The sequence below is a fragment of the Streptomyces sp. NPDC043908 genome (assembly GCF_056435525.1).
Window position 1 is genome coordinate 219,154 of the sequence record NZ_JBWKEI010000011.1, and the last position, 25,001, is coordinate 244,154.

A 25,001-nucleotide genomic window follows, 5' to 3' on the forward strand; every position below is an offset into this window, starting at 1 on the left:
ACACGGGCCCCTGCGGCCCGCGGTCGGCGCGCCGGCGTGTCGTACTCCGCCGCGCATCAGTAGGCCCCCTGGCCGTAGAGCACCGCACGCAGGGTCTTCCACAAGATCACCGTGTCCAGGGCGAGCGACCAGTCCTCCACGTATCGGAGGTCGAGCCGGACCGCCTCCTCCCACGGCAGGTCACTGCGTCCGCTGATCTGCCAGAGGCCGGTGAGCCCGGGTTTGACCAGCAGCCGCCGCCGGATGTCCGGGCCGTACGCGGCGGACTCCTCCGGCAGCGGAGGCCGCGGGCCGACGAGCGACATGGATCCGGTCAGCACGTTGAAGAGCTGCGGGAGCTCGTCGAGCGAGTACCGGCGCAGCACCGCGCCCACCCGGGTCACCCGGGGGTCGCGGCGGAGCTTGAACAGCAGGCCGGCGCCCTCGTTGCGGTCGGCCAGCGCCGCCCGCGCCCGGTCGGCCCCGGCCACCATGGTGCGGAACTTGAGGATGGTGAACTCGCGGCCGTCCTTGCCGACCCGGCGCTGGCGGTAGAACACCCCGCCGCGGCTGTCCGCGAGCACCAGGACGCCGACGAGCACCATCAGCGGCGCGAACACCAGCAGCAGGAGCGCCGCGCCCAGCCGGTCGACGACTTCCTTGACCGCCCGCCGGCCGCCGGTGAAGGTCGGCATGCTGACCCGCAGCAGCGGTATCCCGAGCACCGCGTCGACGTGCAGCCGCGGTCCGGCCACCTCCATCAGCACGGGGGCCACGACCATCTCGGCGTCGCTGCCCTCCAGGTTCCAGGCGAGGCGCTGCAACCGGTCCGGTGACCAGTGCGGATCCGGGGTGACCGCGACGACGCGGTAGCCGTCGCGGCGCACATGGCCCGCTACGTCCGCCAGTTCGCCGACGACCGGCACTCCGTCCAACTGGCCGCCGTCGGGGCCGAGACCGTCCGTGGTGCACACCGCGTCCACCCGCCAGCCGAGGTGGGGGAACTTGCGGGTCCGGGCGATCAGGTCGCGTACGGTGTCGGGGCTCCCGGCCGCGAGCACCGGTCGCAGACACCGCCCTTCCTTGCGCTGCTTGTGCAACCCCAGGCGCAGCAGATACCGCGCGGTCATGGTGACGACGCCGATCGCGGGGATCGCGACGAAGATCCAGAGCTTGATGTTGCGCGAGGTGAGGGCGATCCCGCCGAGCGACAGGACGACGGCCGCCGTGAACAGCGCGCGCCCGAGCCTGCGGAACTCCTCGGCGCCCTGGCCGAGCACACCCGGAGCCCACGCCCGGCTCACCGCGAGCGCTCCCAGCACCAGCAGTTCGGTGCCGAAGGTGAGGATGCCCCACTTCTCATGCCAGTTGGCCGCGTCCCGGGCCCCGAAGAAGGCGCCGATCGCCGCCACCACGAAGGCGGTGGCGAGGGTGTCGCTGGTGATCACGGTACGGCGGTACCGCTGCTCCCAGTCGGTCGCCGGCCGGCTGACCGCCTCGTCCGCCAGCGGTCTTCGCGCCGGCGGAAACGGTCTGACTAGTCCCCCCTGCCGCACAGGACCCCCCAGGTCAGCAGTGGTTGGACGTGTTCGCCTAACACTGTTCCTCCCCCCGGGAGGCCCCCGCCTCCCGCACTGTGTCTCCCCACGGGAGGCCCACGCCCCCCGCGCATGACATCCCGGCTATTCAGTGCTGGTTGAACGACAAACCCACCCTGCGGCAGCGGACTCGTAGGCCCTGCCGGCTTCTCGACCCTCACCGGAACCCGTCGAAACCCCAGGTGCTCCCCACACCCGGGGCCCCCTCTCGGGGTGCCAGGAATTGATCACCCCCATGTCCGGCACGGGGGCGCGACTGACCGCCGCTGTCCGTTGCGCCGGACCTATTGATCATTATTGGTTGCCTCGTGCCCGAGGGGCTGAAGCACGGACAATCTAGACCATGGGAGCCGGTATGTAGAGGGGATGTGTGTAATTCGTGCTCAACCTTTCCCCGGGCCGGTCGGCCCTTGATCACTTACCGGTGTGCGGGATCGGGTGCCCGGGGCGCACGTGACGACCGGACCGGCCCGCGGAGGCCGGTTCTGCGGTGTTTTCCGGGGGAGTTGGCCCCACCGGGAGACGCGATGCCGGTATATCTCCCGGAGGGAAAAAGGAGATGCGACCGCACAACTGTGGCCTGTTTCCGCTGGGATGACGGAGGAAAACGGAACGCCATCTTGACGGCGGGCCGCGCGTCGGTTACTCCTCACGTGGGGGTGGTGCGACCGGCGATATCCGAAAGGGGAATACCGGTTCGGAAAAGTCACGGCCGCCGCACTCCGGCGCTGGGCACACCTCGAAGCCAGGACCGTGAACGCGGGGGTTTTTCTCGGCGTGCACAGGGGTGCGCCGCTCGGCGCGCGGTTCAGCCGCGAGGCGGGGAGCCGATGATGTGCTCGGCGAGTTCCCGGGACGCGGCGACGGCCTGGCTGCCCGGGCGGGTGGCACCGGCGGCGAGCAGTCCGTCGACGACGAGGAGCAGCTGGTCGGCGGCGAACTCCGGCCGCTCGTGCCCGAGTGCGGCGAACTCGTCGGCGAACAGGCGGTGCACCGTGCGCCGGTAGCCCCGGGTCACCTCGTGCGCGGGGTGCTCCGGGTCGCAGAGCGCGAGGTCGGCGGCGAGGTAGCGGCAGCCGGGGAAACCGGGTTCGGAGGCGGTCCGGCCGAGCCGGTCGACCACCGCGAGGAGCCGGGCGCGCGGGTCCTCGCCCGCCGCGGCCATGGTCGTACGGTAGCGCTCCTCGTCCTCGGCGGTGCTGCGGCGCAGCATCTCGGCGATCAGCCCGTCCTTGCCCCCGAAGTGCTCGTAGAGCGAGCGCCGGGCGACTCCCGCCGCCTTCAGCAGGGCGTCCACGCCGACGCCGACGCCCTGGCTGTACGTCAACTCCTGGGCGGCGAGCAGCAGTCGCTCGCGGGGGCCGGGCTTGGTGGAGGTGGTCATGACGTGATTGTGGCAGCTCTTGACGCAGTAGAACAACCGGTCTATCTATTGACCCGGGACGCGTAGACCGAACGGTCTACTTCTGTCGAGGAGGACCCATGTCCACACGCACCACCGCCGATGTCATCGCTCGCTTCAACCGCGCCTTCACCCACCGCGAGGCCCACCTCCTGGGCGACTTGATCGCCGACGAGTGCGTCATGGAGAGCGTCCAGCCCGCCCCGCGCGGGGAGCGGGTCGTGGGCCGCGAGGCCTGTACGCGGTGGTGGACCGCGCTCGTCGAGGACCGCGGCTCGCGGTTCCGTCCGCGGGAGGTGATCGTGGCGGGCGAGCGCGCCACCATCCTGTGGGACTACCGGTACGGGGACGGCCCCCACGACTGGGTGAGCGGCGTGAACGTCATGCGCGTGGTGGACGGACGCATCGTCGAGGCGCTCGGCTACAGCAAGACCGCGGGCGAGGTGCCGCTGGCCACGGAGCCCGAGGCCGCGTGAACCTGGCGCGGCGAGCGCCCGCGCCTCTGGCCGCCCCCGCGCCCGTACCTCGACGGCGCCTCACGCGTGACGCGCCCGGCTCAGTCGCGGACCGCCGTGGCCGGGGGCCGGACGGCCTCCTCCAGGGTGGGGACCAGGCGCAGCGCGGGCCCCAGGCCCGAGAGCGCCAGGATCCGCAGGGTGAACGGGTGCGCGCACACCACCGTGAGGCTGCCGTGGCGGGCGCGTACGCGTCGGCGGGCCGAGCTGAGCAGCCGTAGGCCGGAGCAGTCGAAGAAGGTGACCGCGCTCAGGTCGATGACGACCTTCGGCTCGTACGGCGCGGTCACGGCCTCCAGGTGCGGGACGACCTCGGCGGCGGTGGCGATGTCGATCTCACCGCAGAGGGCCAGGACGGTATGCCCGTGCATGCGGTAGACGCGTGACGGTGGAGCGAAGTCCGGTAGGACGGCGATCATGTGCTCACCTCGGTGGAGGCGATCCGCCCGCCCGGAGGCCGACGGAGGAGAGGGTACGGGGGAGGAGGTGCGGTGGGGCGGGGTGCGGTGGAGCGGTGGAGACGTCCGGCCGCGCGTGTCGAGAACCGGGGCCTCCGGTGTGTGCATGCCCGGCCCAAGTGGCCATTGAACATTACGCGTTGGCATATGACCGATCTCTTGGCCGGTCCGCAGTTGCCCGTCCGGCCTGTCCGGCCCGGTCCGGGACTCAGGAACGGCCGTCGGCGCGCTCGTCCGGACCGCGCCGCACGCCCAGCAGATCGTCGATGCCCGCCTTGATGCGCTCCGGCGTCACCCCCCGGCCCGCCGTCAGGTGCTCGAAGAGGCTCGGGACGAAGGGGGCGAGCAGCAGATGGGCCAGCATCGCGATGTCCGCCTCGGGCCGCGCCGCGCGCAGGAGCATCGACACATGGGTGTGCAGGGTCGCGTACACCGCGGTGGTGTAGCGCGCGCTCGGCGAGGCGGCCTCCGCCATCTGCATGATCTCGCGCTGCTCCACGATCCGGTCGGCGAGCGCGTGCAGGAAGGCGCGCAGCCGCTCGTCGGGCGGGGCGCCGGGGCCGAGCGGCGGGGGTCCGGAGAGGAAGGCCTGCTGGAAGCGCTGCTCGCTGTCGTCCATGAGGGCGAAGAGGAGCTGGCTGACGTCGCCGAACCGGCGGTAGACCGTACCGACGCCCATACAGGCGGCGTGGGCCACCGCGTTCATGGTGACGGCCCGCGGCCCCTGCTCCGCGACCAGCCGGGCCGCCGCGTCCAGGATCTTCCGCCGGTTGCGGGCGGCGTCCGCGCGCTCCGGCGGGTCCTGGCCCGTGACGGAGAGTTCGATGCGGGTCATGGTCCCGAGGCTACCGGATAACTATCCGCTTCGATCGCAGGAGCGCGGGCGGGGGCCGGGGCCACCCCTTGCAAAGTGGATTCCTATCCGCTTTACTCGTGCCGAGGGGAACCGGATAGCTATCCACTTCTCCGCCACGCTCTGTTTACGATCTCAGCTTGGGAGGGGCCTCGTCATGAGTGCCAAGGTCGCGGTCATCTACTACTCGTCCACCGGGAACGTCCACCAGCTCGCCAAGGCGATCGCCGAGGGGGCGGAGAAGACCGGCGCCGAGGTCCGGCTGCGCAGGGTCCCCGAGCTTGCTCCGGACGCCGCCATCGACTCCAACCCGGCCTGGCGCGCCCACGTCGAGGACACCAAGGACGTCGAGGTCGCCACGCTCGACGACCTGGAGTGGGCGGACGCGTACGCGCTCGGCTCGCCGACCCGCTTCGGCAACATAGCCGCGCAGCTGAAGCAGTTCATCGACACCACGGGCGGCCTGTGGCAGCGGGGCGTCATGGTGGACAAGCCGGCCACCGGCTTCACCAGCGCCATCAACACGCACGGCGGCAACGAGTCGACGACGCTCGCGCTGTACAACACGTTCCACCACTGGGGCTCGATCATCGTCTCGCCCGGCTACACCGACCCGGTCGTGTACGGCGCCGGCGGCAACCCGTACGGCACGGTCCACGCGGGCTCCGGCGCCGTCTCCGAGGGGACGCTGGAGGCGGCTCGCTACCAGGGCGAGCGTCTGGCGAAGATCGCCGCGCGCCTCCAGGCGGGCACGCGCTGACCCCTCGTGCGCACGTCCCGGGGCCCGGCCGCAGCGGCGGCCGGGCCCCGGCGCGTACCCGGCCGCGACCGGGTACGCGTCCGGCGCGAACGGCCTCCGGCAACGGCCGTGCGGCCCGCGGACGTTAGGTACGGCCCCGCAGGGGCACCCGTACCAACCGACCGTACGCGCAGTCGGAGTTCGGAGGTACAGCCATGGGTCTCGGCGGATGCATTCTGCTGATAGGGATCGGAGCGATTCTCACGTTCGCGGTCGACTGGCACGTCCAGGGCATGAACATCCACGTCGCGGGGCTGGTCCTGATGGCCGTCGGCATCATCGGAACGGCCGCGTACGTGAGCATCTTCAAGCGCCGGCGGCTCCAGGCCCCGCCGCCCGCCGCGGCCGTGGTCGAAGAGGACCGCCGCTACTACTGAGCATCCCCGAAGGCGCGGAGGGCGTGGAATGGAAGAACTGTCGAAGAACGTGACGACGGAGTCGACGGGCCTGGTGCAGGCGGCTGTGCTGGCCCTCGACTGCGCCGAGCCGGAAGCCCTGGCCGAGTTCTACGCCCGGCTGCTGGGCGGCGAACCCCCGGCGGAGGAGGAACGCGGCCGGGAGCGCATCGAGATCACCGGCCGCGGCGGTACGAGGATGGCCTTCCGCCGCGACCACGGCGCGGCCCCCAACAGCTGGCCCCGCCCCGACGACTCCCAGCAGGCCCACCTGGAACTCCTGGTGGAGCGGGCGGAGATGGACGCGGTGGAGCGGCAGGTGATCGCGCTCGGCGGGCGCCCGCTGGACACCAAGGACAACGGCGGCCCGTACGACAGGCGCCTCTACTCCGACCCGGCGGGGCACACCTTCTCCCTGCTGAGCCAGTGACGCGGCACCAGGGGACCCCGCCGGGTGAGCGGGCTCCCTGGGCGGCCGCCGCTGCCTGAGCACCCCGCGGGGCTCGCTCACGTCCGTGTCGCGACCCCGCACCCCTTGTCCGACCGCTGCGTCATGGCCGTGCTGCGGTCGTAGGGATCGATCGCGGGGCCGTCGCCCGTCCCGGTGTCGTTCCTCGGGCCGAACGGCGGGTTGAGGTAGCCGTTCTTGGCGCCGCAGCCGCCATTGGTGACGTCGAGGTTGTAGGAGACCAGGGAGAACGTCCCCCGCTCGGTGATCACCTTCGAGGGGTCGTCCCAGTCCATCACCACTTCGCGCCGCACGATCGTACGCTCGACGTCGCGGCTGCCGGCGGCCGCGCTCACGACGGGGTACACGTACGTGACGTCGGAGGTCACCCGCAGCGCGCCGTGGTCCCCCTGCTGGAAGGTGATCCGGCCCCGCGTCTTCACCACGTCCCCGACGAGACGGGTACGCGTCTTGTCGAACCTGCTGAACAGCAGCAACGGGTCATTGGTCTGGCTGGGCTCGCGGAACGCGGTCGACAAGAAGTCCTGGACGTCCCGCTGCCGCGGGTTGATCAGGGCTATCGCCTTGGCGGGGTGGTCGCCCCGCAGCACCGCCGGATCGAGGCTGGAAGCCACGAGGAAGGCCCGCGTCCGGTCCAGCGCCTGCGCCACCTGCTCCGTACTCATCCACCCGGTCGCCCTGGCCGCGGGAACCGAGATCCCCGCCGCGCCGTCGGCCCAGCGGGCGGCGGGCGACCCCCGGAACGGTTCGTCCAACGTGGGCCGATCCGCTGCCCGAGTGGGCGGTGCCTGGGTGGGGCGACTCGTCTCCGCGGCGAGCGGTGTGTCCGCCGGCTCGTCACCGGCGAAAAAGTCCACCACCCGCCCCGGAAACAGCGCCACGCCCAGCAGGGCGAGCGAGGCGAGGAAGCCGACGAAGTACCACCCCTGCCTGCCCCGACGCCGCCGGTCGGGCGCGTAGCCGCGCCACACCTCCTGCGCCGTGGGCTGCTTGGGCAACCGCCGGGCCACCATGCGGGCCCGCGCGGACGGCTCCTTGGGCGCGTCGGACACCCCCTGCGTCAACTCGCGCTGAAACCGCTCCCACTCCTCGTCGGGCACGGCCGAGCCGTCACCCTGATCCCCCACCACACCCACGCGAACATCCCCACATCCACCGCCGCCGGGCCCTCCCCGGCAAACCCGCCCATGATTGCACGGGGAGCCCTGGCGCGGTGCTTCGGTAGGCGCAGGCACAGCGGTACGGCCGGAAAGCGTTCACAGGGCGCCGGCTCGCCGCCTCACTTCCGCCAGAACAGGTGGTGCACCACTCCGCTCGGGCTCGGCACCACTTCGAGGTGGAAGCGGTCCCGCAGCTCGTCCGGGGACTCCCACAGCCGGAGACCCGAACCCATCCGCAGCCGCGGCGACACCGCCACGTGCATCGTGTCCACGAGGTCCGCATCGAGGAACTGCCGGACCGTCGTGACCCCGCCGCCGAGGCGGACGTCCTTCCCCCGCGCGGCCTCCCGCGCCCGCGCGAGCACCGTCGCCGGGTCCCCGTCCACGAAGTGGAAGGTCGTGTCGGACAACGTGAACGACGGCCGTTCGTGGTGCGTCATCACGAACACCGGCGTGTGGAACGGCGGCTCGTCGCCCCACCAGCCGCGCCAGTCCTCGTCCTCCCACGGACCGCGCTGCGGACCGAACTTGTTCCGGCCCATGATCTCCGCACCGATGTTGTGCGCGAAGTCCCGCGTGAAGTAGTCGTCCAGGCCCCGGCTGCCGCCGGGATCGGTACGCCTCGGCCAGCTCGCCGTCGCCCCCGCCCAGGCGAACAGGTCACCCGCGCGGGGCAGGCCGAACGGGTTCTCCAGGCTCTGGTCCCCGGCCGCGCCCGCGCCGATCCCGTCGCTGGAGACGTTGAAGTTCTGGACCCGCAGTAGCTGAACCACGTGATACCTCCTGCTGTTGGCGATACCCATGTGACTGGTCGGCCCCGCCGAACTCATCGGTCCTGGCACGCCGGCGCCCCGACCGAGGCACCGGCCGCCCCGGCGGAGGTACCCGGACCGCCCCAGCCGGGACACCGGCCCCGCCCCAGCCGGCCCTTTCCCGGTCCTGGCGCCCGGCCGCGCCCCCACCCTCTCGGCCCACGCCCGCGCGCGCCCGCCCGCCCGCCACGCTCCAATGGACGCAGGAGCGACCGCGCCCGGGAGGTGGAGCAGTGACCGCGCCCCCCGACGACTGCCTCGCCCGCAACGACTGGATCTGCGGCGACTACCTCTCCTCCCGCCGCTCGATCCTCTGGGACGCCGTCGTCCAGCACCTCCAGCTGACCGCCGTCTCCGTCGCCGTCGGGCTGGCCATCGCCCTCCCGCTGGCCATCGCCGCACGGCGCTGGCGGTGGGCCGCCGGACCCGTACTCGGGCTCACCACCGTCCTCTACACCATCCCCTCCCTCGCGATGTTCTCGCTGCTCCTGCCGGTGTACGGACTCTCCGCCACCCTCGTCGTCGCCGGACTCGTGCTGTACTCGCTGACCCTTCTCGTACGGAACATCCTCGCGGGCCTGCGGGCCGTGCCCGAGGACACCCGGCAGGCCGCGCGCGGGATGGGGTACGGGCCCGTACGCCTGCTCCTCTCCGTGGAGCTGCCGCTCGCGCTGCCCGCCGCGATGGCGGGGCTGCGGATCGCGACCGTCTCCGCCGTCTCCCTGGTCACCGTCGGCGCCATCGTCGGCTACGGCGGGCTCGGCAACCTCATCTACTCCGGGATGAACACCTACTTCAAGGCGCAGGTCCTGACCGCCTCCGTCCTCTGCGTCGTCATCGCCGTCGCCGCCGACCTCGTCCTCCTCCTCGCCCAGCGGCTGCTCACCCCCTGGACCCGGGCGGTACGCGCATGAGCACGCTCTCCGACGCCTGGTCCTGGCTCACCAGCTCCGCCCACTGGCACGGCGAGAACGGCATCTGGCACCGACTCGGCGAACACCTCTGGCTCACCGCGCTCTGCCTCGTCCTCAGCTGCCTCGTCGCGCTGCCCGTCGCCCTCGTCCTGGGCCACCTCGGCAAGGGCGGCGCCCTGGCCGTCAACCTCTCCAACATCGGCCGGGCCGTGCCCACCTTCGCCGTGCTCGTCCTGCTGCTCCTGACCCCGCTCGGCCGGCACGGCGAAGCGCCCACCATCGTCGCCCTCGTCCTCTTCGCCGTGCCGCCGCTGCTGACCAACGCGTACGTCGGGATGCGCGAGGTCGACCGCGATGTCGTCCGGGCCGCGCGCGGCATGGGGATGACCGGCGGCCAGATGCTCCGGCGGGTCGAACTGCCCCTGGCGCTGCCGCTCGTCCTCACCGGCGTCCGGATCGCCGCCGTGCAGCTCGTCGCCACCGCCACCCTCGCCGCGCTGGCGGGCGGCGGCGGACTGGGACGGATCATCACCGCCGGGTTCAACCTCGCCTCCACCCCGCAGGTCGTCGCCGGGGCCGTCCTCGTCGCCGTCTTCGCGCTGCTGGTGGAGGCGGTCTTCGAGGTCGTCCAGCGGCTGGGGCCGGTGTGGGCGAGGGGCGGGTCCGCATGAGGGCCCGTCGGTCTCGGGCCAAAGCCCGGCTCGCCCTGGCCGCCGGACTGCTCGCCGCGACCTCCCTCACCGCCTGCACCACCGGCCCCGCCCTGGAGAACCGGGGCGCCGTCACCGCACCCCCCGGCGACAGCAGACACCTCACCATCGGGACCGCCGGGTTCACCGAGAGCGATCTGCTCGCCCAGATGTACGCCCTGCTGCTCGACCGCGCCGGCTACCGCACCAAGATCCTCTCCGTCACCAACCGCGAGCTGTACGAGCCCGCCCTGGAGGCCGGGCAGATCGACGTCGTGCCGGAGTACGCGGCGACCTTCGCCGACTGGCTCAACGCCAGGGCGCACGGTCCGGACGCACCCCCGGTCGGCTCGCCCGACCTGGCCACCACCATGAAAGCCCTGCGCGACCTCGCCGCTCCGCGCGGTCTCACCGTCCTCGACCCCGGACGGGCCGTCGACCAGAACGCCTTCGCCGTGACCGCCGCGTACGCCCGCCGCCACCGGCTGAAGACGCTCAGCGACCTGGGCGCGGCGAAGCTTCCCGTACGGCTCGCGGCGGGCGACGAGTGCGTCCAACGGCCGTACTGCGAACCGGGGTTGAAGAAGACGTACGGCATCGACATCACCGCCGTCGACCCCAAGGGCGTAGGCACCACCCAGTCCAAGCAGGCCGTGCAGAACGGGCAGGACCAGATGGTCCTCACCACGACGACGGACGCCACCCTGGACGCCTTCGGGCTCGTCCTGCTCGCCGACGACCGGCACCTCCAGAACGCCGACTACATCGTGCCCGTCGTCAACCGCTCGCGGGCCGGGAGCGAGGGGGTGACGCGCGCGCTGGGCGCGCTCAACACCGTGCTGACCACGGCCGACCTGGCGCGTCTCAACGAGCGGGTGGACAGCTGGCGGCGGCTGGCGACGGACGTGGCCAGGGACTACTTGGTGTCGAAGGGCCTTCTGCGGCCCTGAATGCGGTCCCGCAGCCGGTCCTTGCCGCGCCGGTGCAACCGCCGCTGGACGTGCCCGGCCGCGCGCTCCGCCGGCAGCGGGTCCTCCGGATCGTCGGCGCTCTCCTGGACGCACACATGGACGTGCACGTCGTGCCAGCCGTCCGCGTGCAACTGGGCGCTGCGGCGGGTGCTCTCCGTCGGGAAACCCGACTTCAGGGCGACCCGGCAGGCGGCGTGGTTGGCCATCGGGTGGGCGATCTCGATCCGGTGCAGGCCCACCGTGTCCAGCGCCCACGAGGCCAGCGCGGAGACCGCCGCGGGCGCCGCGCCCTGGCCGCGGACCGAGGGCAGGATCCAGTACCGGCACTCGGAGCGGCCCACCGCTAGGTCCAGGCAGCACAGCGCGACCCAGCCGACCAGGGCACCGTCCGAGGCACGCGCCACCGCCCAGTGCGCGTCCGTCTCGGCCCGCCAGCCCTGCCGCCAGCGCGCGATCCACCCCCGGGTCTCGATCTCGCAGTCCGCCCGGCGCCGCGTCCAGTGCTGGATCGCCGGATCCTGGTACGCCTGGTAAACGAACGACGCGTCGTCGAGTTCCCAGGGCCGCAGGAACAGACCGGCGGATACCGCCAGGGCCGGTTGGTCGGACCGTCCGAGGCGGCCTGCCGGGACAACGGCAGGGACCAGCTGGGGCATGGGCCCATCATGGCAGTGGATCGGCGCCGGAGGGGGCCGCTCCCGCGGGACGGTCCGCCCCGGTTTTTCACGTCCACACGTTCACGTCCGTCCCGAAGCGGCGGGGGAGCGTACGGGACTGGACGGGAGCGTACGGAAAGTGAGGGGTCCGTGCCGGTGCCGGACCCCACAATGGGGCCACGTGGAAGTACGGGCAGCGACGGGCGAGAGGGACACGAAGGCATGGATCACGACGAGCTCATCAGCCGGTTCGCGACACTGACCACCGCGCACGTGGCGGACGCGTGCCTGCGCGCACGCGTGCCGGTGCGGTGCGCGCCGCCCGTCCTGCGTCCCGTGGTGGACGGTGGACGCGTGGCCGGACGGGTGGCGCCGGCGCGGCACGTCGGCAGTGTCGACATCTTCCTGGAGGCGTACGAGCGGGCCGCGCCCGGTGACGTCCTGGTGGTCGACAACGGCGGGCGCCTCGACGAGGCGTGCGTGGGGGACCTGGCCGTCCTGGAGGCCGAGAACGCCGGGCTGTCCGGCGTGGTGATCTGGGGTCTGCACCGCGACACGGCCGACATCCTGGCGATCGGGCTGCCGGTGTTCAGCATGGGCGCGACCCCGACCGGTCCGCAGCGGCTGGACGGCCGCCCCAAGGACGCGCTGGAGGCGGCCACCGTGGGGGAGTGGACCGTCGGCCGCGAGGACGTGGTGTTCGGGGACGACGACGGCGTGCTGTTCGTGCCCGCCGACCGGGCGGCCGAACTGCTCACCGTGGCGGAGACGATCCGCGACACCGAGCGCCTTCAGGCGGAGCGCATCCGCGCGGGTGACTCCCTGCGTGAGCAGGTGCGGTTCACCCGCTATCTCGCCGACCGCGAGGGCAACCCGGCGCTCACGTTCCGCGAACACCTGCGCGCCGTCGGCGGGGCGATCGAGGAATAGGACGGGCTGCCGGCGGAGGGCGCGCCTCACCGGGCGCGCCGTACATCTCCGTCCACGGTGACCCTCGCGACAGCAGCCGGACACATGACCGGTTTCAACTCGGCCCGTCCGGCAACCCGTTCGACATGTCCAGACGCTATGGCGGGAACCCAGCAGCGACGATCATCCTCATCATCGCGGACATCACCGCGGTGATCCTGATCCTGTGGATCGTCTTCCACCTCTTGGACGCCAACACCGCGAATGACCTGGTGTCCTGGGTCCACCACGCGGCGAACTGGCTCTCGGGCTGGTCGCGTGACATGTTCAACGTCGAGTCGGACGACTGGCGCACGATCCTCAACTACGGGCTGCCCGCAGTGGTGTATCTGCTGGTCGGCCACGCGGTCGCGGGTCGGGTCAACCGGTCGTAACCCCCTGCGGCGGTCACCGGCCGCCCGTCCGCCCTCACCTCACCGGCCGTCGTCCGCGACGACGCGACCAGCGCACGGCGAAGAAGGCCACGTCGGCCACCAGGACGACGACGCCGATCGCCAGCAGATAGCCCAGGCCGTGCGCGACCGCGCCGATCAGTCCGAGGACGACGGCCACGAGGATGAGGAACAGGAACAGCGCCATGAGCGGCCATCTCCTTCGTCGGGGAGCCCGCCCTTGGACCCCTTGGTACGGGACGGTGGGGCCGGCGCGGCTACCGGCGGGCCAGTCGGCGCTCGCCGGACGCGCCCGGGTGGTACTCCAGGTCGTAGTACTGGAAGATCGCCTCCTCCTCTTCGGCGGGCAGCACGTCGTCCGTCCCGATGGACGGGGCCTGCCGGACCTGGGACCGGGGATACGGGACCTGGACGTAGTGCGGGCCGAGGACGGCCTCCCCGACGGGGACGAAGACCAGGCGGCGACGGGTGGGCAGGCCGGTCAGAACGGTGGCCACGGCCGGTTCGTCGGTGCCGGTGTCCACGTACACCGCTTCGAGCACCCCGATCCTGTGCCCCTTGGGATCCACCACGGCCTCGTTGCGCCACTCGCGGACATCGGCAGCGGTGATCATGGCGGGTTTCCTTCGGTCGGGGCCGTTCGGGGCCGTTCGAGGCCCCCGGAGGGCCTCCGCCCTTCCAGCCTGCCCCCGATCGCGCGCGACCGCCATGCCCACCGCACGCACCGGCCGGCGGGACGTGCCACGGCTCGCGCCGGTCCATCGGCCCGGAGGGCTGCCGGAGCGGCACGCGGGCCAGGTCGAGCGGCCCCTACGCATCCGCCACGGAGTCGAACTCCACCTCCTCCCGTGCCACCCCCTGCGCATCCGCGTCCACCGACCTGCGCAGCGCTTCATGCAGCTTCGCGGGGGTCAGGACGCCCGCGAAGCGGGCACCGTCCAGGACGGCGACCCAGCCCGCGTCGTACTGGAGCATCTCGCTGAACGCCTGCTTCAGCGGGGCGCCCAGCGGCACCCAGGCCTCCATGCGGCGGGCCAGGTCCGCCACCGTGGCCGGGGTGCCGGCCAGCGCGAGCTCCTCCGTGGACGCCCAGCCGTGGAGCTCACCGGAGGCGTTGAGGACGACCGCCCAGCGCGCCCCGGTCCCGCGCAGCCGTGCGGCGGCCACGGCGGCGGGCTCGTCGAGGCGGGCGAGCGGGGGCTGCTCCAGGTCGGCCTCCTCGACGGTGGTGACCGACAGCCGTTTCAGGCCCCGGTCGGCGCCCACGAACTGCGCCACGTACGGGGTGGCCGGCGCGCCCAGGACCGCCGCCGGGGTGTCGAACTGTTCGATGCGGCCCTCTCCGTACACCGCCATCCGGTCGCCCATCCGCACCGCCTCCTCGATGTCGTGCGTGACCAGCAGGACGGTCTTGCGCACGGTCGCCTGGAGGCTCAGGAACTCGTTCTGGAGGCGCTCGCGCACCACCGGGTCGACCGCCCCGAACGGCTCGTCCATGAGCAGCACGGGCGGGTCCGCCGCCAGCGCCCGGGCCACGCCGACGCGCTGGCGCTGGCCGCCCGAGAGCTGGGCCGGGTAGCGGGAGCCGAACGTCCCGGGGTCGAGGCCCACCAGGTCGAGGAGCTCGGCCGCCCGCGCCCGCGCCTTCGCCCGCTTCCAGCCGACCAGCGCCGGTACGGTCGCCGTGTTGTCCAGGACCGTGCGGTGCGGGAACAGGCCCACCTGCTGGATGACGTAGCCGATGCGGCGGCGCAGCTTCACGGGGTCGAGCGAGGCGATGTCCTCGCCGTCCACCAGGACGCGGCCGGACGTCGGCTCGATCAGGCGGTTCACCATCATCATGGTGGTGGTCTTGCCGCAGCCCGAGGGGCCGACCAGGGTGACCAGTTCCCCCTCGGCCACCTCGAAGGACAGGCCGTCGACGGCGGTCGTGCCGTCCGGATACACCTTGCTGACCCGCTCGAACCTGATCATGGACCCACGCTAGGAGCCCCACCGCCCCTACGCACACGGACGGCCGCCGGGGGAGTGCGCGGGGCGGACGGCCGGATGCCGCCGGGCGGGCGGTGCGCCGGCCGGCCGGTGTGATCCACTGGGCCGGCCCGGATCCACGCCGAGACCAGGAGCCCATCCCCTTGACCACCGTCGCCGCGCCCGCCTACCGCCAGCCCGGAACCGTCCTCCTCGACCACCGCTTCGCCGTACCGCTCGACCACGCCCGCCCCGACGGCGAGCAGATCGAGATCTACGCGCGCGAGGTCGTCGCCGCCGGCCGCGCCGCCGAGCGGGAGCGGCTGCCCTGGCTGGTCTATCTGGAGGGCGGCCCCGGCTTCGGCGCCCGGCGGTTCATCGGGCGGCAGGCCTGGCTCGGGCGCGCGCTGCGCGACTTCCGGGTGCTCCTGCTCGACCAGCGGGGCACGGGCCTGTCCACTCCCGCCAACCGCCAGACCCTCCCGCTGCGCGGCGGCCCCCGTGAACAGGCGGACCACCTCACCCACTTCCGCGCCGACTCCATCGTCAGGGACTGCGAGTTGATCCGCCGCCGGCTCACGGGCGGCGCGCCCTGGACCGTCCTCGGCCAGAGCTTCGGCGGGTTCTGCGCCACCCACTACCTCTCCAGCGCGCCCGAGGGCCTGGCCGCCGTCCTGATCACCGGCGGACTGCCCTCCCTGGACGCCCACGCCGACGACGTGTACCGGGCGGCCCACCCGCGCATCGAGCGCAAGAACGCCGCGTACTACGCCCGCTATCCGCAGGACGTCGAGCGGGTGCGCCGGATCGCCGAGCACCTGATCGGCGAACCCGCCGTCCTGCCCGGCGGATACGTGCTGACCCCGGCGGCCTTCCAGTCCCTCGGCATCCTCCTCGGCGGCGGCGACGGCGCCCACCAGCTGCACTACCTCCTCGAAGACGCCTTCGTGCGCACCGCCTCCGGGCCCGCGCTCTCCGACGCCTTCCAGGAAGGCGTGCGGGCGGCCCTCTCCTTCGCCGCCCACCCCCTGTACGCCGTCCTCCACGAGGCGATCTACGCCCAGGACCCCCGCCCCACCGCCTGGTCGGCCGAGCGGGTCCGCGCCGAGTTCCCCTGCTTCTCCGCCGAGAAGGCGCTCGCCTCGGACGGCCCCGTCCTGTTCACCGGTGAATCCGTGCACCCCTGGCACTTCGAGACCGACCCCGCGCTGCGCCCCCTGCGCGAGACGGCCGAGCTGCTGGCCGCCCGCACGGACTGGACGCCGCTGTACGACACGGCCGCGCTCGCCGCCAACGAGGTGCCGGTGGCCGCCGCCGTCTACCACGACGACATGTACGTCGACACCGCGCACTCGCTCGCCACCGCGCGCGCGGTGCGGGGGCTGCGCACCTGGGTCACCGACGAGTACGAACACGACGGTGTACGGGCGGGCGGCGAGCGCGTCCTGGACCGGCTGCTCGCCCTCGTGCGCGGTGAGGCGTAGCCGTCACGCGACGCTGGGACGTGGCGCGGCGACGCCACCTCGGGCTCGTAAGCTGCGGCTATGACAACGGAGTTGCAGCAGTTGGAAGAGATGCCGGACGACTGGCAGCGCGCACTTGCGGTCGTCGCCCACCCGGACGACCTGGAGTACGGGTGCGCCGCGGCGATCGCCGGATGGACGGACGCGGGCCGTGAGATCACCTACGTGCTCGCCACCCGTGGCGAGGCGGGCATCGACGGCATCGACCCCGCCACGTGCGGGCCGCTGCGCGAGCGGGAGCAGCGCGCGAGCGCGGCCGTCGTCGGCGTCTCGGCGGTGGAGTTCCTCGGCCACCGGGACGGGGTGATCGAGTACGGGCTCGGCCTGCGCCGGGACATCGCGGCCGCCATCCGGCGTCACCGCCCCGAGCTGGTCATCACGCTCAACCACCGGGACACCTGGGGCGGGGTCGTCTGGAACACGCCCGACCACCGGGCCGTCGGCCGGGCCACGCTCGACGCGGCCGGGGACGCCGGCAACCGCTGGATCTTCCCCGAGCTCACCGAGCAGGGCCTGGAGCCGTGGAACGGCGTGCGGTGGGTGGCGGTGGCCGGATCCGACTCCCCGACCCACGCGGTCGACGCCACCGCCGGGCTGGAGCGGTCGGTGGACTCCTTGATGGAGCACCGCAGTTACATCGAGGGCCTCACCGCCGAGGAACCCGAGACCTACTGCCGTACCTTCCTGACCGCCAACGCCGAGCGTGCCGCCGCCCGCTTCGGCGGCCGCCCGGCGGTGCCCTTCGAGCTGTTCCCCCGGTAGGGGAAGGGAGCGGGGCCGGGCGGGACCTTCCCGCCCGTGCCCGCCTCCCCCTATCCTGACGATGCGTCAGTTTCCGGTTCTGCTACGGGATGGGGGCCCCGGTGTGATCGACACCCTCGACCGGGAGATCCGGGACGGCGAGGAGCGGATACGTCTGGAGGTCACCGGGCAGGGGCTCGGCATCCTCACCCTCTGCCGCCCCGAGAAGCTCAACGGCTGGAGCTGGGAGTCCAGCCGCCAGCTCGGCATCCTCGCCGACCGCGTCCGCTTCGACGACGCCGTCCGAGCCGTACTGCTGCGCGCCGAGGGACGGGCCTTCTGCGCCGGGATCGACGTCACCGCCCCGGGCGGCGCCATCACCGGCCGCTCCCCGGCCGAGCGCACCCACCGCTACCACGAGGGCATCCGCTGGGTCCATGAGCGCTTCGCCGCGTTCGCGCGGCTGCCGCAGCCGGTGGTCGCGGCCGTCCAGGGCCACTGCCTGGGCTTCGGATTCGAACTCGCGCTGATGGCCGACGTCAGGGTCGCCGCGCGGGACGCGGTGTTCGCGCTGCCCGAGACGGGGATCGGGGTCGCCGTGGACGCGGGCGGCGACCTGCGGATCGCCCGGGACGCGGGCGCGGGCTGGGCGAAGCTCCTGGCCCTCACCGGCCGCCGGATCGACGCGCCCACCGCCGAACGGCTCGGACTCGTCCAGCTCGTCGCCCCCGCCGACGAGCTGGAGAGGCAGGCGCGGGCGCTCGCCGAAGAGATCGCGGCCAACGCCCCGCTCGCCGTGCGGGCGGTCAAGCGGAACATCGACGCGTTCGCCGACGCCGGGCTGGCCGAAGCCCTCGACCGTACGGCCCTGGCCGCCGCCCTCACCCTCACCTCCGAGGACGCGCGCGAGGGCTACACGGCGAAGGCGGCGCGCCGCCCGCCGACGTTCGAGGGCAGGTGACGGCGAGGCGGCTCACGTCCCGAACGGCCCGCGCCCCAACTGCTCCCGTACGGGCGTCACCGGCGCCGCGACCACCGTGCGGCGCTGCCAGTTCGCCCCGTCCACCACCAGCGTGTGGCCGCTGATGAAACGGGCGTACGGGGAGGCCAGGAAGGTCGCCGCCCAGCCGAGCTCCCGGGGCTCGCCGACCCGTAACGCGGGCTGGCGGGCGCCGAGTTCACCGCGCCCGGCCGCCGTGTCCAGCCCCGCCCGGACGGCCCCGGGCATGTCCGGGTGCGGGAAGAGCCCCGGTACGAGTCCGTTGACCTGGATGCCGTAGGGCCCCCACTCCACCGCGAGCGTCTCCACGAGGGTGCGCACCCCGGCCTTCGCCGCCGCCGAGTGGGCGAACCCCGGACCGCCCGTCCAGGCGTACGACGCCCCCACGTTGATCACCGACCCGGGTGTCCCGGCCGCGAGGTGGCGCCGGCCGAACTCGCGGGTCGTGAACCACGTACCGGTCAGCGTGGTGTCCACGACCGCGCGCCAGGCGTTGGGTGACAGGTCCTCGGCGGGGCAGGGGAAGTTGGCGGCCGCGCTGTTGACGAGCACACCGGGCAGCGCGGCTTCGTGCTCGGCCCGGTCGAAGGCGGCGGCGACCGCCTCCGGCTCCCGTACGTCGCAGACGGCCGCGGTCACGCGTCCGCCGAGCGCCGCCAACTCCGCCCGCGCCGCCGCCAGCCGCTCCTCCCCGCGCCCCAGGATCACCAGGTCCGCCCCCAGCCGGGCGAACTCGGCGGCCATGGCCTTCCCGAGCCCGGAGCCGCCGCCCGTCACCAGGACGACGGTCCCGTCGTACGTCCCCGGCGGGAGGGCGCTGCTGCCCGGCGGGGGAGGGGCGGGCAGGCCGGGGAGCGGGGTGGCCGGGGGCGCGGTGTCGTCCGTCATGGGCGCATCCCTACCGGCAACCCCCGCAATACTCCAGGCGCGGCGCAGGGGTGCCGGACGGCCTCGACCGGCCGCACCGGTCGCGTACGGCCGGATTGACAATCCCCTTTGCCGCTTCTGCAATGGGCGGATGGACGAGGACCGCGCACTCGACGACGTGCTGACCGAGGTCGGCCCCCGGCTCCGGCGGATCCGCAAGGAGCGCGGGGCCACGCTCGGGGACCTGTCGGCGGCGACCGGGATCTCCGTCTCCACGCTCTCCCGCCTGGAGTCCGGGCGCCGGCGGCCCAGCCTGGAGCTGCTGCTGCCGATCGCCCGCGCCCATCAGGTGCCGCTCGACGACCTGGTGGGTGCCCCGCCCGTCGGGGACCCCCGGGTGCGGGCCAAACCGATCGTGCGCGGCGCGAAGACCATGGTGCCGCTCACCCGCCAGCCCGGCGGGCTCCAGGCGTACAAGGTGGTGGACCGGGGCGCGGCCTGTCCGCCGGAGCCCCGTATCCATGAGGGGTACGAGTGGCTGTACGTGCTGGCGGGCCGGCTGCGACTGGTGCTCGCCGGGAACGACGTGGTGCTGGGAGCGGGGGAGGCGGCCGAGTTCGACACCCGGCTGCCGCACTGGTTCGGGCCGGCCGGGGACGCGCCCGTGGAGTATCTGAGCCTGTTCGGGCCCCAGGGGGAGCGGATGCACGTCCGGGCGCGGCCCCGGAGCGGGGGCTCGTAACGGGTCGGAGCGCCCGTCGCCTGTTCCTTTCCTCCACGGCACCTGTTCCTTCCCGGCACCTGTTCCCTCAGCGGCAAGCGACCGCTTAGTATGCGATGCGCAAGGGTACGCAGCACCTACGGCGCGTGGAGGCCCCGAATGCAGGCATGGCGAGTGCACGAGAACGGCGAGCCCGGTGAGGTGATGCGGCTCGAAGAGGTCGAGCCCCCCACCCCGGGCCCGGGGCAGGTGCTGCTCAAGGTGCGCGCCGCGAACATCAACTTCCCGGACGCGCTGCTGTGCCGGGGGCAGTACCAGATCAAGCCGCCGCTGCCGTTCACCCCGGGGGTGGAGATCTGCGGCGAGACCGAGGACGGGCGGCGCGTCATCGCCAACCCCGTGCTGCCCTTCGGCGGCCTCGCGGACCATGTCGTCGCCGACGCGGCCGCCCTGCTGCCCGCGCCCGACGCGCTCGACGACGCCGAGGCCGCCGCCCTGCACATCGGCTACCAGACCGGCATGTTCGGCCTGCACCGCCGTGCGAACCTCCGGGCGGGCGAGACGCTGCTGGTGCACGCGGCGGCCGGGGGCGTCGGCAGCGCTGCCGTCCAGCTCGGCAAGGCGGCCGGGGCCAGGGTCATCGGCGTGGTCGGCGGGGCCGACAAGGCCGCCATCGCCCGGGAGCTGGGCTGCGACCTGGTCATCGACCGGCGCGGCGAGGACATCGTGGCGGCCGTGAAGGAGGCCACCGGCGGGCGCGGCGCGGACGTGATCTACGACCCGGTCGGCGGCGACGCGTACGCCAAGTCCGCCAAGTGCGTCGCCTTCGAGGGCCGCATCCTCGTCGTCGGCTTCGCCAGCGGCAGCATCCCCGCGCCCGCCCTCAACCACGCGCTGGTGAAGAACTACTCGATCGTCGGACTGCACTGGGGGCTGTACGCGCAGAAGGACCCCGCGTCCATCCTGCGCTGCCACGAGCAGCTGACCGAGCTCGCCGCCAAGGGCGCGGTCAAGCCGCTGATCAGCGAGCGCGTGCCGATGCGGGAGGCCGCCGCGGCCGTCCAGCGGGTCGCGGACGGCACCACCACCGGCCGCGTCGTGGTGCTCCCGGACGGAGCGGGCCGATGAGCGAGCGCGAGCCCGACGCGGCGGAACTGCGCGCCCTCACCCGGGAGTTGCTGGCCGCCCACCCGCCCGCGACCACCGAGCCGCTCGACTTCCTCAGGGCCCGCTTCGACGCCGGGCTCGCCTGGGTGCACTACCCGGTGGGCCTGGGCGGCCTCGGGGCGCCGCGCTCGCTCCAGCCGGTCGTCGACGCGGAGCTGACGGCGGCGGGCGCGCCCGACAACGACCCGCGCCGGATCGGGATCGGTCTCGGGATGGCCGCGCCGACCGTGCTCAAGTACGGCACCGAGGAGCAGAAGCGGCGGTTCCTGCGGCCGCTGTGGGTCGGCGAGGAGGTGTGGTGCCAGCTGTTCAGTGAGCCGGGCGCCGGCTCGGACCTCGCGGCGCTGGGCACCCGGGCCGTGCGCGAGGGCGAGGACTGGATCGTCAACGGGCAGAAGGTGTGGACCTCCAGCGCCCATCTCGCGCGCTGGGCCATCCTGATCGCCCGCACCGACCCCGGCCTGCCCAAGCACCAGGGCATCAGCTACTTCATCTGCGACATGACCGACCCCGGGGTCGAGGTGCGCCCGCTGCGCCAGATCACCGGCGAGGCAGAGTTCAACGAGGTCTTCCTCACCGACGTCCGCATCCCCGACGCCCACCGCCTGGGCGCGGTCGGCGAGGGCTGGAAGGTCGCCCAGACCACGCTCATGAACGAGCGCGTCTCCATCGGCGGGATGCGGCTGCCCCGCGAGGGCGGCATGATCGGGCCGGTCGCGCGGACCTGGCGCGAGCGCCCCGACCTGCGCACCCACGACCTGCACCAGCGGCTGCTCACCCTCTGGGTGGAGGCCGAGGTCGCGCGCCTCACCGGCGAGCGGCTGCGCCAGCAGCTGATGGCCGGCCAGCCAGGACCCGAGGGCTCGGGCATGAAGCTCGCCTTCGCCCGCCTCAACCAGGAGATCAGCGGCCTGGAGGTGGAACTCCTGGGGCAGGAGGGCCTGCTGTACTCCGACTGGACCATGCGCAGGCCCGAACTGGTCGACTTCACCGGCCGGGACGCCGGCTACCGGTACCTGCGCTCGAAGGGCAACTCCATCGAGGGCGGCACCAGCGAGGTACTCCTCAACATCGTCGCCGAGCGCGTCCTCGGGCTGCCCGCCGAGCCGCGCAACGACAAGGACATCGCCTGGAAGGACCTGGCCCGATGACCGAGACCGCCCCCGACCTGCTGTACTCGGAGGCCGAGGAAGACCTCCGGGCCGCCGTGCGCTCCCTGCTGGCCGACCGCACCGACACCCCGTCCGCGCTCGCCCGCGCCGAGTCCGACACCCCCTACGACCCGCGCCTCTGGCAGGCGCTCGGCGCCGAGATGGGGCTCGCGGGGCTGCTGGTGCCGGAGAAGCTGGGCGGCCAGGGCGCCGGGCACCGCGAGGCCGCGGTGGTCCTGGAGGAGATCGGCCGGAGCGTCGCCCCGGTCCCGTACCTCACCAGCGCCGTCGTCGCCACCGAGACCCTGCTCGGCCTCGGTGCCGCAACCCCCGAAGTGGCCTCTCTGCTGGCCGAGTTGGCGTCCGGGCGCAGGACGGCGGCGCTGGCCGTGCCCTTCTCGTACGGGCCCGGCTCGCTGCGGCCGCGCGACGGGCTCGTCGGGACCGTACGGACCGTGGCGGACGCCGCCACCGCCGACGTCCTGCTCGTGCCGACCGCGCGGGGCCTCTACGCGGTCGAGGCGGGCGAGGCGGCCCTGACGGCGCTCACTCCGCTCGACCTCACCCGCCCGCTCGCCGACGTCTGCCTCGACGGGGCGCGCGGCACGCTCCTCGCCGACGCGGACACCGGCCTGGCCGCCGCGCGCCGGGGCCTGCTGGCCGGGGCCGGGCTGCTCGCCTCCGAGCAACTGGGCGTCGCCGAGTGGTGCCTGACGGAGACCGTCGCGTACACCCGGGACCGCAAGCAGTTCAACCGGCCCGTCGGGTCCTTCCAGGCGCTCAAGCACCGGATGGCGCAGCTGTGGCTGGAGGTGGTCTCGGCGCGGGCCGCGGCGCGCAACGCGGCCGACGCGCTGGCGACCGGGAGCCCGGACGCGCCGCTCGCGGTGGCGGTCGCGCAGGCGTACTGCTCACGGGTCGCGGTGCGCGCGGCCGAGGAGTGCGTGCAGTTGCACGGCGGCATCGGGATGACGTGGGAGCACCCGGCGCACCTCTACCTCAAGCGGGCCAAGTCGGCGCAGAGCGCGCTGGGTTCGGCCGGGGAGCACCGCGCGTCGGTCGCGGAGATCGTGGGGCTGCCCGGACCCGCGTAGTCCGCGACGAGTGTCCCGTTTTTGACCACCCCTTTGCGTACTGTTTAAATGGCGAGCTGTTGCGAGCCATTCGCAATAACAGTCGATCTTCAATAAGGGGTGTGGGGCATGGCGGCCCGTTCGATCCGCGGGGCGATACGAGGAGCGGGCGCCGCGGCGCTGGCCGGAGCACTGGCCCTCACCGCGGCCGCCTGCTCCAACCCCGGCGAGGGCGGGCAGGGCGGCGCCAAGGACTCGGCGGTCGTCGGCATCGCCTACGAGCCCGAGACGCTCAGCCCGCTCCTCGGCTACGGCAAGGACGGCAACTCCAAGATCTTCGACGGGCTGCTCACCCTCGACGCGGACATGGCGCTCAGGCCCGCGCTCGCCGTCGCGCTGCCCGAGGTGAGCGCCGACCGGCTGACCTACACGTACAGGCTCCGCAAGGGCGTGACGTTCAGCGACGGGAAGCCGTTCACCGCCAAGGACGTCGTCTTCACCTACACGACGATCCTCGACCCCAAGACCAACAACCCCTCCAAGGGCGAACTCGACGCCATCAAGGACGTGCGCGCCGAGGGCGACGCCACGGTGGTCTTCACCCTCAAGTACCCCTACGCGCCCTTCGCCCAGCGCACCGTGCTGCCGATCGTGCCCGAGCACATCGCGGGCAGGCAGGACGTCAACACCGGCGCCTTCGCCACCGCCCCCGTGGGCACCGGGCCGTACAAGCTCCTCAAGTGGTCCAGGAGCGAGAAGATCGCCTTCGAGGCCAATCCGTCGTACTGGGGCGGCGCGCCCAAGGTGAAGAAGTTCACCATGGCCGTCATCAAGGACGACGACGTGCGCGCCACCCGGCTGCGCTCCGGCGACCTCGACGGTGCCATCCTGCCGCCCGCCCTCGCCCAGGGCTTCGCCAAGGACAAGCACAAGAAGACCTGGACGGCGAAGACCTACGACTACCGCAACGTGACCCTGCCCACCGGCAACAAGGTCACCGGCGACACCGCCGTGCGCCGCGCGCTCGACCTCGCCGTCGACCGGCAGGCGATGGTCGACAAGATCCTCGACGGCGCGGGCAAGCCCGCCTACGGACCGGTCCCCACCGGCAGCCCCTGGTTCGCCCGCGGCACCGAACGGCCCCACGACCCGGCCGCCGCACGGAAGATCCTCGACGAGGCGGGCTGGAAGCCCGGCCCCGACGGCATCCGCGAGAAGGACGGCGTCCGCGCCGCCTTCCCGCTCTGGTACCTCTCCGGCGACAAGCTCCGCCAGGACCACGCCCTCGCCTACGCCTCCGACGCCAAGAAGGCGGGCATCGCGGTCACCACCCGGTCCGGCACCTGGGAGGTCATCGAGCCGAAGATGAAGGACGAGGCGGTCCTCGCGGGCGGCGGCTCGCCCGCCGACCCCGACTTCGACCAGTACACGCTGCTCAAGTCCTCCCTGGCGGGCGACGGCTTCAACAACATGGCGTGGTACACCGACCCGGCCGTCGACAAGGCGCTCGACGAGGCCCGCCGAAGCGGTGACACCGCCGTGCGCAAGGCCGCCTACGACACCATCCAGCGCGAACTGGTGAAGGACCCCGGCTACACCTTCCTCACCCACATCGACCACCTCTACGTCGTGTCCGACCGCTGGGACGGGCTGTCCACCCAGACCGAGCCGCACGACCACGGCCTCGCCTCCGGGCCCTGGTGGAACGTCGAGACCTGGGCGCCCAAGAAGTGAGCCGCCGCCTCCCCTGGGGGCC

At 73.0% G+C, this 25,001-nt stretch carries 28 protein-coding genes; 17 read left to right on the forward strand and 11 right to left on the reverse strand.

Features of this window, described 5'->3' with window-relative positions:
• Nucleotides 1–56 precede the first annotated feature (56 nt).
• Nucleotides 57–1,535: a sugar transferase gene (locus AC069K_RS24535; RefSeq protein WP_365101783.1), complete on the reverse strand. Its 1,479-nt coding sequence runs from the start codon at nt 1,533–1,535 to the stop codon at nt 57–59.
• Nucleotides 1,536–2,385: 850 nt separating this feature from the next.
• Nucleotides 2,386–2,961, reverse strand: a complete 576-nt coding sequence (locus tag AC069K_RS24540) for a TetR/AcrR family transcriptional regulator (protein ID WP_365101780.1) — start codon at nt 2,959–2,961, stop codon at nt 2,386–2,388.
• A 98-nt stretch (nt 2,962–3,059) separates the two neighbouring features.
• Here AC069K_RS24540 and AC069K_RS24545 point away from each other — a divergent pair, with 98 nt between their 5' ends.
• Nucleotides 3,060–3,455, forward strand: a complete 396-nt coding sequence (locus AC069K_RS24545; protein ID WP_365101777.1) for a nuclear transport factor 2 family protein — start codon at nt 3,060–3,062, stop codon at nt 3,453–3,455.
• An 80-nt stretch (nt 3,456–3,535) separates the two neighbouring features.
• Here the strand turns inward: AC069K_RS24545 and AC069K_RS24550 are convergent, their stop codons facing one another.
• A complete protein-coding gene (locus AC069K_RS24550) occupies nt 3,536–3,913 on the reverse strand; it encodes an STAS domain-containing protein (protein ID WP_478619823.1) in 378 nt (125 codons plus the stop codon).
• A 247-nt stretch (nt 3,914–4,160) separates the two neighbouring features.
• Nucleotides 4,161–4,787 (reverse strand): TetR/AcrR family transcriptional regulator, encoded by a 627-nt coding sequence (locus AC069K_RS24555; RefSeq protein WP_358831273.1) that lies wholly within the window; start codon nt 4,785–4,787, stop codon nt 4,161–4,163.
• Between the two features lie 175 nt (nt 4,788–4,962).
• Between AC069K_RS24555 and wrbA the strand changes: the two genes are divergently transcribed.
• The 3 genes from wrbA (at nt 4,963) to AC069K_RS24570 (ending at nt 6,429) form a co-directional block, all read left to right on the forward strand.
• Entirely contained in the window at nt 4,963–5,565 is a 603-nt protein-coding gene (gene wrbA, locus AC069K_RS24560) for an NAD(P)H:quinone oxidoreductase (RefSeq protein WP_358831272.1), read from the forward strand.
• 194 nt (nt 5,566–5,759) lie between these two features.
• Complete coding sequence (locus tag AC069K_RS24565; protein ID WP_358831271.1) at nt 5,760–5,981, forward strand: hypothetical protein; 222 nt, start codon at nt 5,760–5,762, stop codon at nt 5,979–5,981.
• Between the two features lie 28 nt (nt 5,982–6,009).
• Entirely contained in the window at nt 6,010–6,429 is a 420-nt protein-coding gene (locus AC069K_RS24570; RefSeq protein ID WP_365101769.1) for a VOC family protein, read from the forward strand.
• Between the two features lie 77 nt (nt 6,430–6,506).
• Here the strand turns inward: AC069K_RS24570 and AC069K_RS24575 are convergent, their stop codons facing one another.
• Nucleotides 6,507–7,604 carry a hypothetical protein gene (locus tag AC069K_RS24575; protein WP_478619828.1) on the reverse strand — a complete coding sequence of 366 codons (1,098 nt, stop codon included), beginning with the start codon at nt 7,602–7,604 and terminating at the stop codon, nt 6,507–6,509.
• Between the two features lie 143 nt (nt 7,605–7,747).
• Nucleotides 7,748–8,401, reverse strand: a complete 654-nt coding sequence (locus AC069K_RS24580) for a dihydrofolate reductase family protein (protein ID WP_478619831.1) — start codon at nt 8,399–8,401, stop codon at nt 7,748–7,750.
• A 272-nt stretch (nt 8,402–8,673) separates the two neighbouring features.
• Here AC069K_RS24580 and AC069K_RS24585 point away from each other — a divergent pair, with 272 nt between their 5' ends.
• From AC069K_RS24585 to AC069K_RS24595, 3 genes are read left to right on the forward strand one after another with little or no spacing between them, the layout of a single operon-like run.
• On the forward strand, nt 8,674–9,354 hold the full coding sequence (locus AC069K_RS24585; RefSeq protein WP_478619834.1) for an ABC transporter permease: 681 nt from the start codon (nt 8,674–8,676) through the stop codon (nt 9,352–9,354).
• Entirely contained in the window at nt 9,351–10,025 is a 675-nt protein-coding gene (locus AC069K_RS24590; RefSeq protein WP_365101758.1) for an ABC transporter permease, read from the forward strand. Before AC069K_RS24585 ends, AC069K_RS24590 begins: the two co-directional genes overlap by 4 nt.
• Nucleotides 10,022–10,993, forward strand: coding sequence for an ABC transporter substrate-binding protein (locus AC069K_RS24595; RefSeq protein ID WP_478619838.1), 972 nt, complete (start codon nt 10,022–10,024; stop codon nt 10,991–10,993). The genes AC069K_RS24590 and AC069K_RS24595 overlap by 4 nt, the downstream gene beginning before the upstream one ends.
• Here the strand turns inward: AC069K_RS24595 and AC069K_RS24600 are convergent.
• Nucleotides 10,960–11,670, reverse strand: a complete 711-nt coding sequence (locus tag AC069K_RS24600) for a GNAT family N-acetyltransferase (protein ID WP_358831264.1) — start codon at nt 11,668–11,670, stop codon at nt 10,960–10,962. The two genes, AC069K_RS24595 and AC069K_RS24600, sit on opposite strands and share 34 nt — an antisense overlap.
• A 222-nt stretch (nt 11,671–11,892) precedes the next feature.
• Between AC069K_RS24600 and AC069K_RS24605 the strand changes: the two genes are divergently transcribed.
• Both AC069K_RS24605 and AC069K_RS24610 read left to right on the forward strand, forming a co-directional pair.
• The gene (locus AC069K_RS24605; RefSeq protein ID WP_358831263.1) at nt 11,893–12,600 is read left to right on the forward strand and encodes an RraA family protein; all 708 of its coding nucleotides are present in this window, start codon (nt 11,893–11,895) and stop codon (nt 12,598–12,600) included.
• Nucleotides 12,601–12,725: 125 nt separating this feature from the next.
• Nucleotides 12,726–13,013, forward strand: a complete 288-nt coding sequence (locus tag AC069K_RS24610; protein ID WP_358831262.1) for a hypothetical protein — start codon at nt 12,726–12,728, stop codon at nt 13,011–13,013.
• 34 nt (nt 13,014–13,047) lie between these two features.
• On the opposite strand, the gene AC069K_RS24615 is transcribed toward AC069K_RS24610, so the two are convergent.
• The 3 genes from AC069K_RS24615 to AC069K_RS24625 form a co-directional block, all read right to left on the reverse strand.
• A complete protein-coding gene (locus AC069K_RS24615) occupies nt 13,048–13,218 on the reverse strand; it encodes a hypothetical protein (RefSeq protein WP_365101751.1) in 171 nt (56 codons plus the stop codon).
• Nucleotides 13,219–13,288: 70 nt separating this feature from the next.
• The gene (locus tag AC069K_RS24620; RefSeq protein ID WP_365101748.1) at nt 13,289–13,645 is read right to left on the reverse strand and encodes a PRC-barrel domain-containing protein; all 357 of its coding nucleotides are present in this window, start codon (nt 13,643–13,645) and stop codon (nt 13,289–13,291) included.
• Nucleotides 13,646–13,841: 196 nt separating this feature from the next.
• Nucleotides 13,842–15,005, reverse strand: a complete 1,164-nt coding sequence (locus AC069K_RS24625) for an ABC transporter ATP-binding protein (protein ID WP_365101745.1) — start codon at nt 15,003–15,005, stop codon at nt 13,842–13,844.
• Between the two features lie 161 nt (nt 15,006–15,166).
• On the opposite strand from AC069K_RS24625, the gene AC069K_RS24630 reads away from it, so the two are divergent.
• From AC069K_RS24630 to AC069K_RS24640, 3 genes are all read left to right on the forward strand, one after another.
• Nucleotides 15,167–16,486, forward strand: coding sequence for an alpha/beta fold hydrolase (locus AC069K_RS24630; RefSeq protein ID WP_478619847.1), 1,320 nt, complete (start codon nt 15,167–15,169; stop codon nt 16,484–16,486).
• A gap of 60 nt (nt 16,487–16,546) precedes the next feature.
• The gene (locus AC069K_RS24635; RefSeq protein ID WP_478619850.1) at nt 16,547–17,287 is read left to right on the forward strand and encodes a PIG-L deacetylase family protein; all 741 of its coding nucleotides are present in this window, start codon (nt 16,547–16,549) and stop codon (nt 17,285–17,287) included.
• A 103-nt stretch (nt 17,288–17,390) separates the two neighbouring features.
• The gene (locus AC069K_RS24640) at nt 17,391–18,227 is read left to right on the forward strand and encodes an enoyl-CoA hydratase/isomerase family protein (RefSeq protein WP_478619853.1); all 837 of its coding nucleotides are present in this window, start codon (nt 17,391–17,393) and stop codon (nt 18,225–18,227) included.
• Nucleotides 18,228–18,239: 12 nt separating this feature from the next.
• On the opposite strand, the gene AC069K_RS24645 is transcribed toward AC069K_RS24640, so the two are convergent.
• On the reverse strand, nt 18,240–19,154 hold the full coding sequence (locus tag AC069K_RS24645) for an SDR family oxidoreductase (protein ID WP_478619856.1): 915 nt from the start codon (nt 19,152–19,154) through the stop codon (nt 18,240–18,242).
• A 130-nt stretch (nt 19,155–19,284) separates the two neighbouring features.
• Here AC069K_RS24645 and AC069K_RS24650 point away from each other — a divergent pair, with 130 nt between their 5' ends.
• The 5 genes from AC069K_RS24650 (at nt 19,285) to AC069K_RS24670 (ending at nt 24,979) form a co-directional block, all read left to right on the forward strand.
• On the forward strand, nt 19,285–19,875 hold the full coding sequence (locus AC069K_RS24650) for a helix-turn-helix domain-containing protein (protein WP_478619859.1): 591 nt from the start codon (nt 19,285–19,287) through the stop codon (nt 19,873–19,875).
• A 138-nt stretch (nt 19,876–20,013) separates the two neighbouring features.
• Nucleotides 20,014–20,982: an NADPH:quinone oxidoreductase family protein gene (locus AC069K_RS24655; RefSeq protein WP_365101726.1), complete on the forward strand. Its 969-nt coding sequence runs from the start codon at nt 20,014–20,016 to the stop codon at nt 20,980–20,982.
• On the forward strand, nt 20,979–22,172 hold the full coding sequence (locus AC069K_RS24660) for an acyl-CoA dehydrogenase family protein (RefSeq protein WP_478619862.1): 1,194 nt from the start codon (nt 20,979–20,981) through the stop codon (nt 22,170–22,172). The genes AC069K_RS24655 and AC069K_RS24660 overlap by 4 nt, the downstream gene beginning before the upstream one ends.
• Nucleotides 22,169–23,266, forward strand: a complete 1,098-nt coding sequence (locus tag AC069K_RS24665) for an acyl-CoA dehydrogenase family protein (RefSeq protein ID WP_478619865.1) — start codon at nt 22,169–22,171, stop codon at nt 23,264–23,266. Before AC069K_RS24660 ends, AC069K_RS24665 begins: the two co-directional genes overlap by 4 nt.
• A gap of 108 nt (nt 23,267–23,374) precedes the next feature.
• Nucleotides 23,375–24,979, forward strand: coding sequence for an ABC transporter substrate-binding protein (locus AC069K_RS24670; RefSeq protein WP_365101717.1), 1,605 nt, complete (start codon nt 23,375–23,377; stop codon nt 24,977–24,979).
• Nucleotides 24,980–25,001 lie beyond the last annotated feature (22 nt).

Bases quoted from the DNA above. Each gene is read 5' to 3' on its own strand.
- AC069K_RS24540 (WP_365101780.1), bottom strand. From the start codon at position 2,961: ATGACCACCTCCACCAAGCCCGGCCCCCGCGAGCGACTGCTGCTCGCC.
- AC069K_RS24545 (WP_365101777.1), top strand. From the start codon at position 3,060: ATGTCCACACGCACCACCGCCGATGTCATCGCTCGCTTCAACCGCGCC.
- AC069K_RS24550 (WP_478619823.1), bottom strand. From the start codon at position 3,913: ATGATCGCCGTCCTACCGGACTTCGCTCCACCGTCACGCGTCTACCGC.
- AC069K_RS24555 (WP_358831273.1), bottom strand. From the start codon at position 4,787: ATGACCCGCATCGAACTCTCCGTCACGGGCCAGGACCCGCCGGAGCGC.
- wrbA (WP_358831272.1), top strand. From the start codon at position 4,963: ATGAGTGCCAAGGTCGCGGTCATCTACTACTCGTCCACCGGGAACGTC.
- AC069K_RS24565 (WP_358831271.1), top strand. From the start codon at position 5,760: ATGGGTCTCGGCGGATGCATTCTGCTGATAGGGATCGGAGCGATTCTC.
- AC069K_RS24570 (WP_365101769.1), top strand. From the start codon at position 6,010: ATGGAAGAACTGTCGAAGAACGTGACGACGGAGTCGACGGGCCTGGTG.
- AC069K_RS24590 (WP_365101758.1), top strand. From the start codon at position 9,351: ATGAGCACGCTCTCCGACGCCTGGTCCTGGCTCACCAGCTCCGCCCAC.
- AC069K_RS24595 (WP_478619838.1), top strand. From the start codon at position 10,022: ATGAGGGCCCGTCGGTCTCGGGCCAAAGCCCGGCTCGCCCTGGCCGCC.
- AC069K_RS24600 (WP_358831264.1), bottom strand. From the start codon at position 11,670: ATGCCCCAGCTGGTCCCTGCCGTTGTCCCGGCAGGCCGCCTCGGACGG.
- AC069K_RS24605 (WP_358831263.1), top strand. From the start codon at position 11,893: ATGGATCACGACGAGCTCATCAGCCGGTTCGCGACACTGACCACCGCG.
- AC069K_RS24610 (WP_358831262.1), top strand. From the start codon at position 12,726: ATGTCCAGACGCTATGGCGGGAACCCAGCAGCGACGATCATCCTCATC.
- AC069K_RS24615 (WP_365101751.1), bottom strand. From the start codon at position 13,218: ATGGCGCTGTTCCTGTTCCTCATCCTCGTGGCCGTCGTCCTCGGACTG.
- AC069K_RS24620 (WP_365101748.1), bottom strand. From the start codon at position 13,645: ATGATCACCGCTGCCGATGTCCGCGAGTGGCGCAACGAGGCCGTGGTG.
- AC069K_RS24625 (WP_365101745.1), bottom strand. From the start codon at position 15,005: ATGATCAGGTTCGAGCGGGTCAGCAAGGTGTATCCGGACGGCACGACC.
- AC069K_RS24635 (WP_478619850.1), top strand. From the start codon at position 16,547: ATGACAACGGAGTTGCAGCAGTTGGAAGAGATGCCGGACGACTGGCAG.
- AC069K_RS24645 (WP_478619856.1), bottom strand. From the start codon at position 19,154: ATGACGGACGACACCGCGCCCCCGGCCACCCCGCTCCCCGGCCTGCCC.
- AC069K_RS24650 (WP_478619859.1), top strand. From the start codon at position 19,285: ATGGACGAGGACCGCGCACTCGACGACGTGCTGACCGAGGTCGGCCCC.
- AC069K_RS24655 (WP_365101726.1), top strand. From the start codon at position 20,014: ATGCAGGCATGGCGAGTGCACGAGAACGGCGAGCCCGGTGAGGTGATG.
- AC069K_RS24660 (WP_478619862.1), top strand. From the start codon at position 20,979: ATGAGCGAGCGCGAGCCCGACGCGGCGGAACTGCGCGCCCTCACCCGG.
- AC069K_RS24665 (WP_478619865.1), top strand. From the start codon at position 22,169: ATGACCGAGACCGCCCCCGACCTGCTGTACTCGGAGGCCGAGGAAGAC.
- AC069K_RS24670 (WP_365101717.1), top strand. From the start codon at position 23,375: ATGGCGGCCCGTTCGATCCGCGGGGCGATACGAGGAGCGGGCGCCGCG.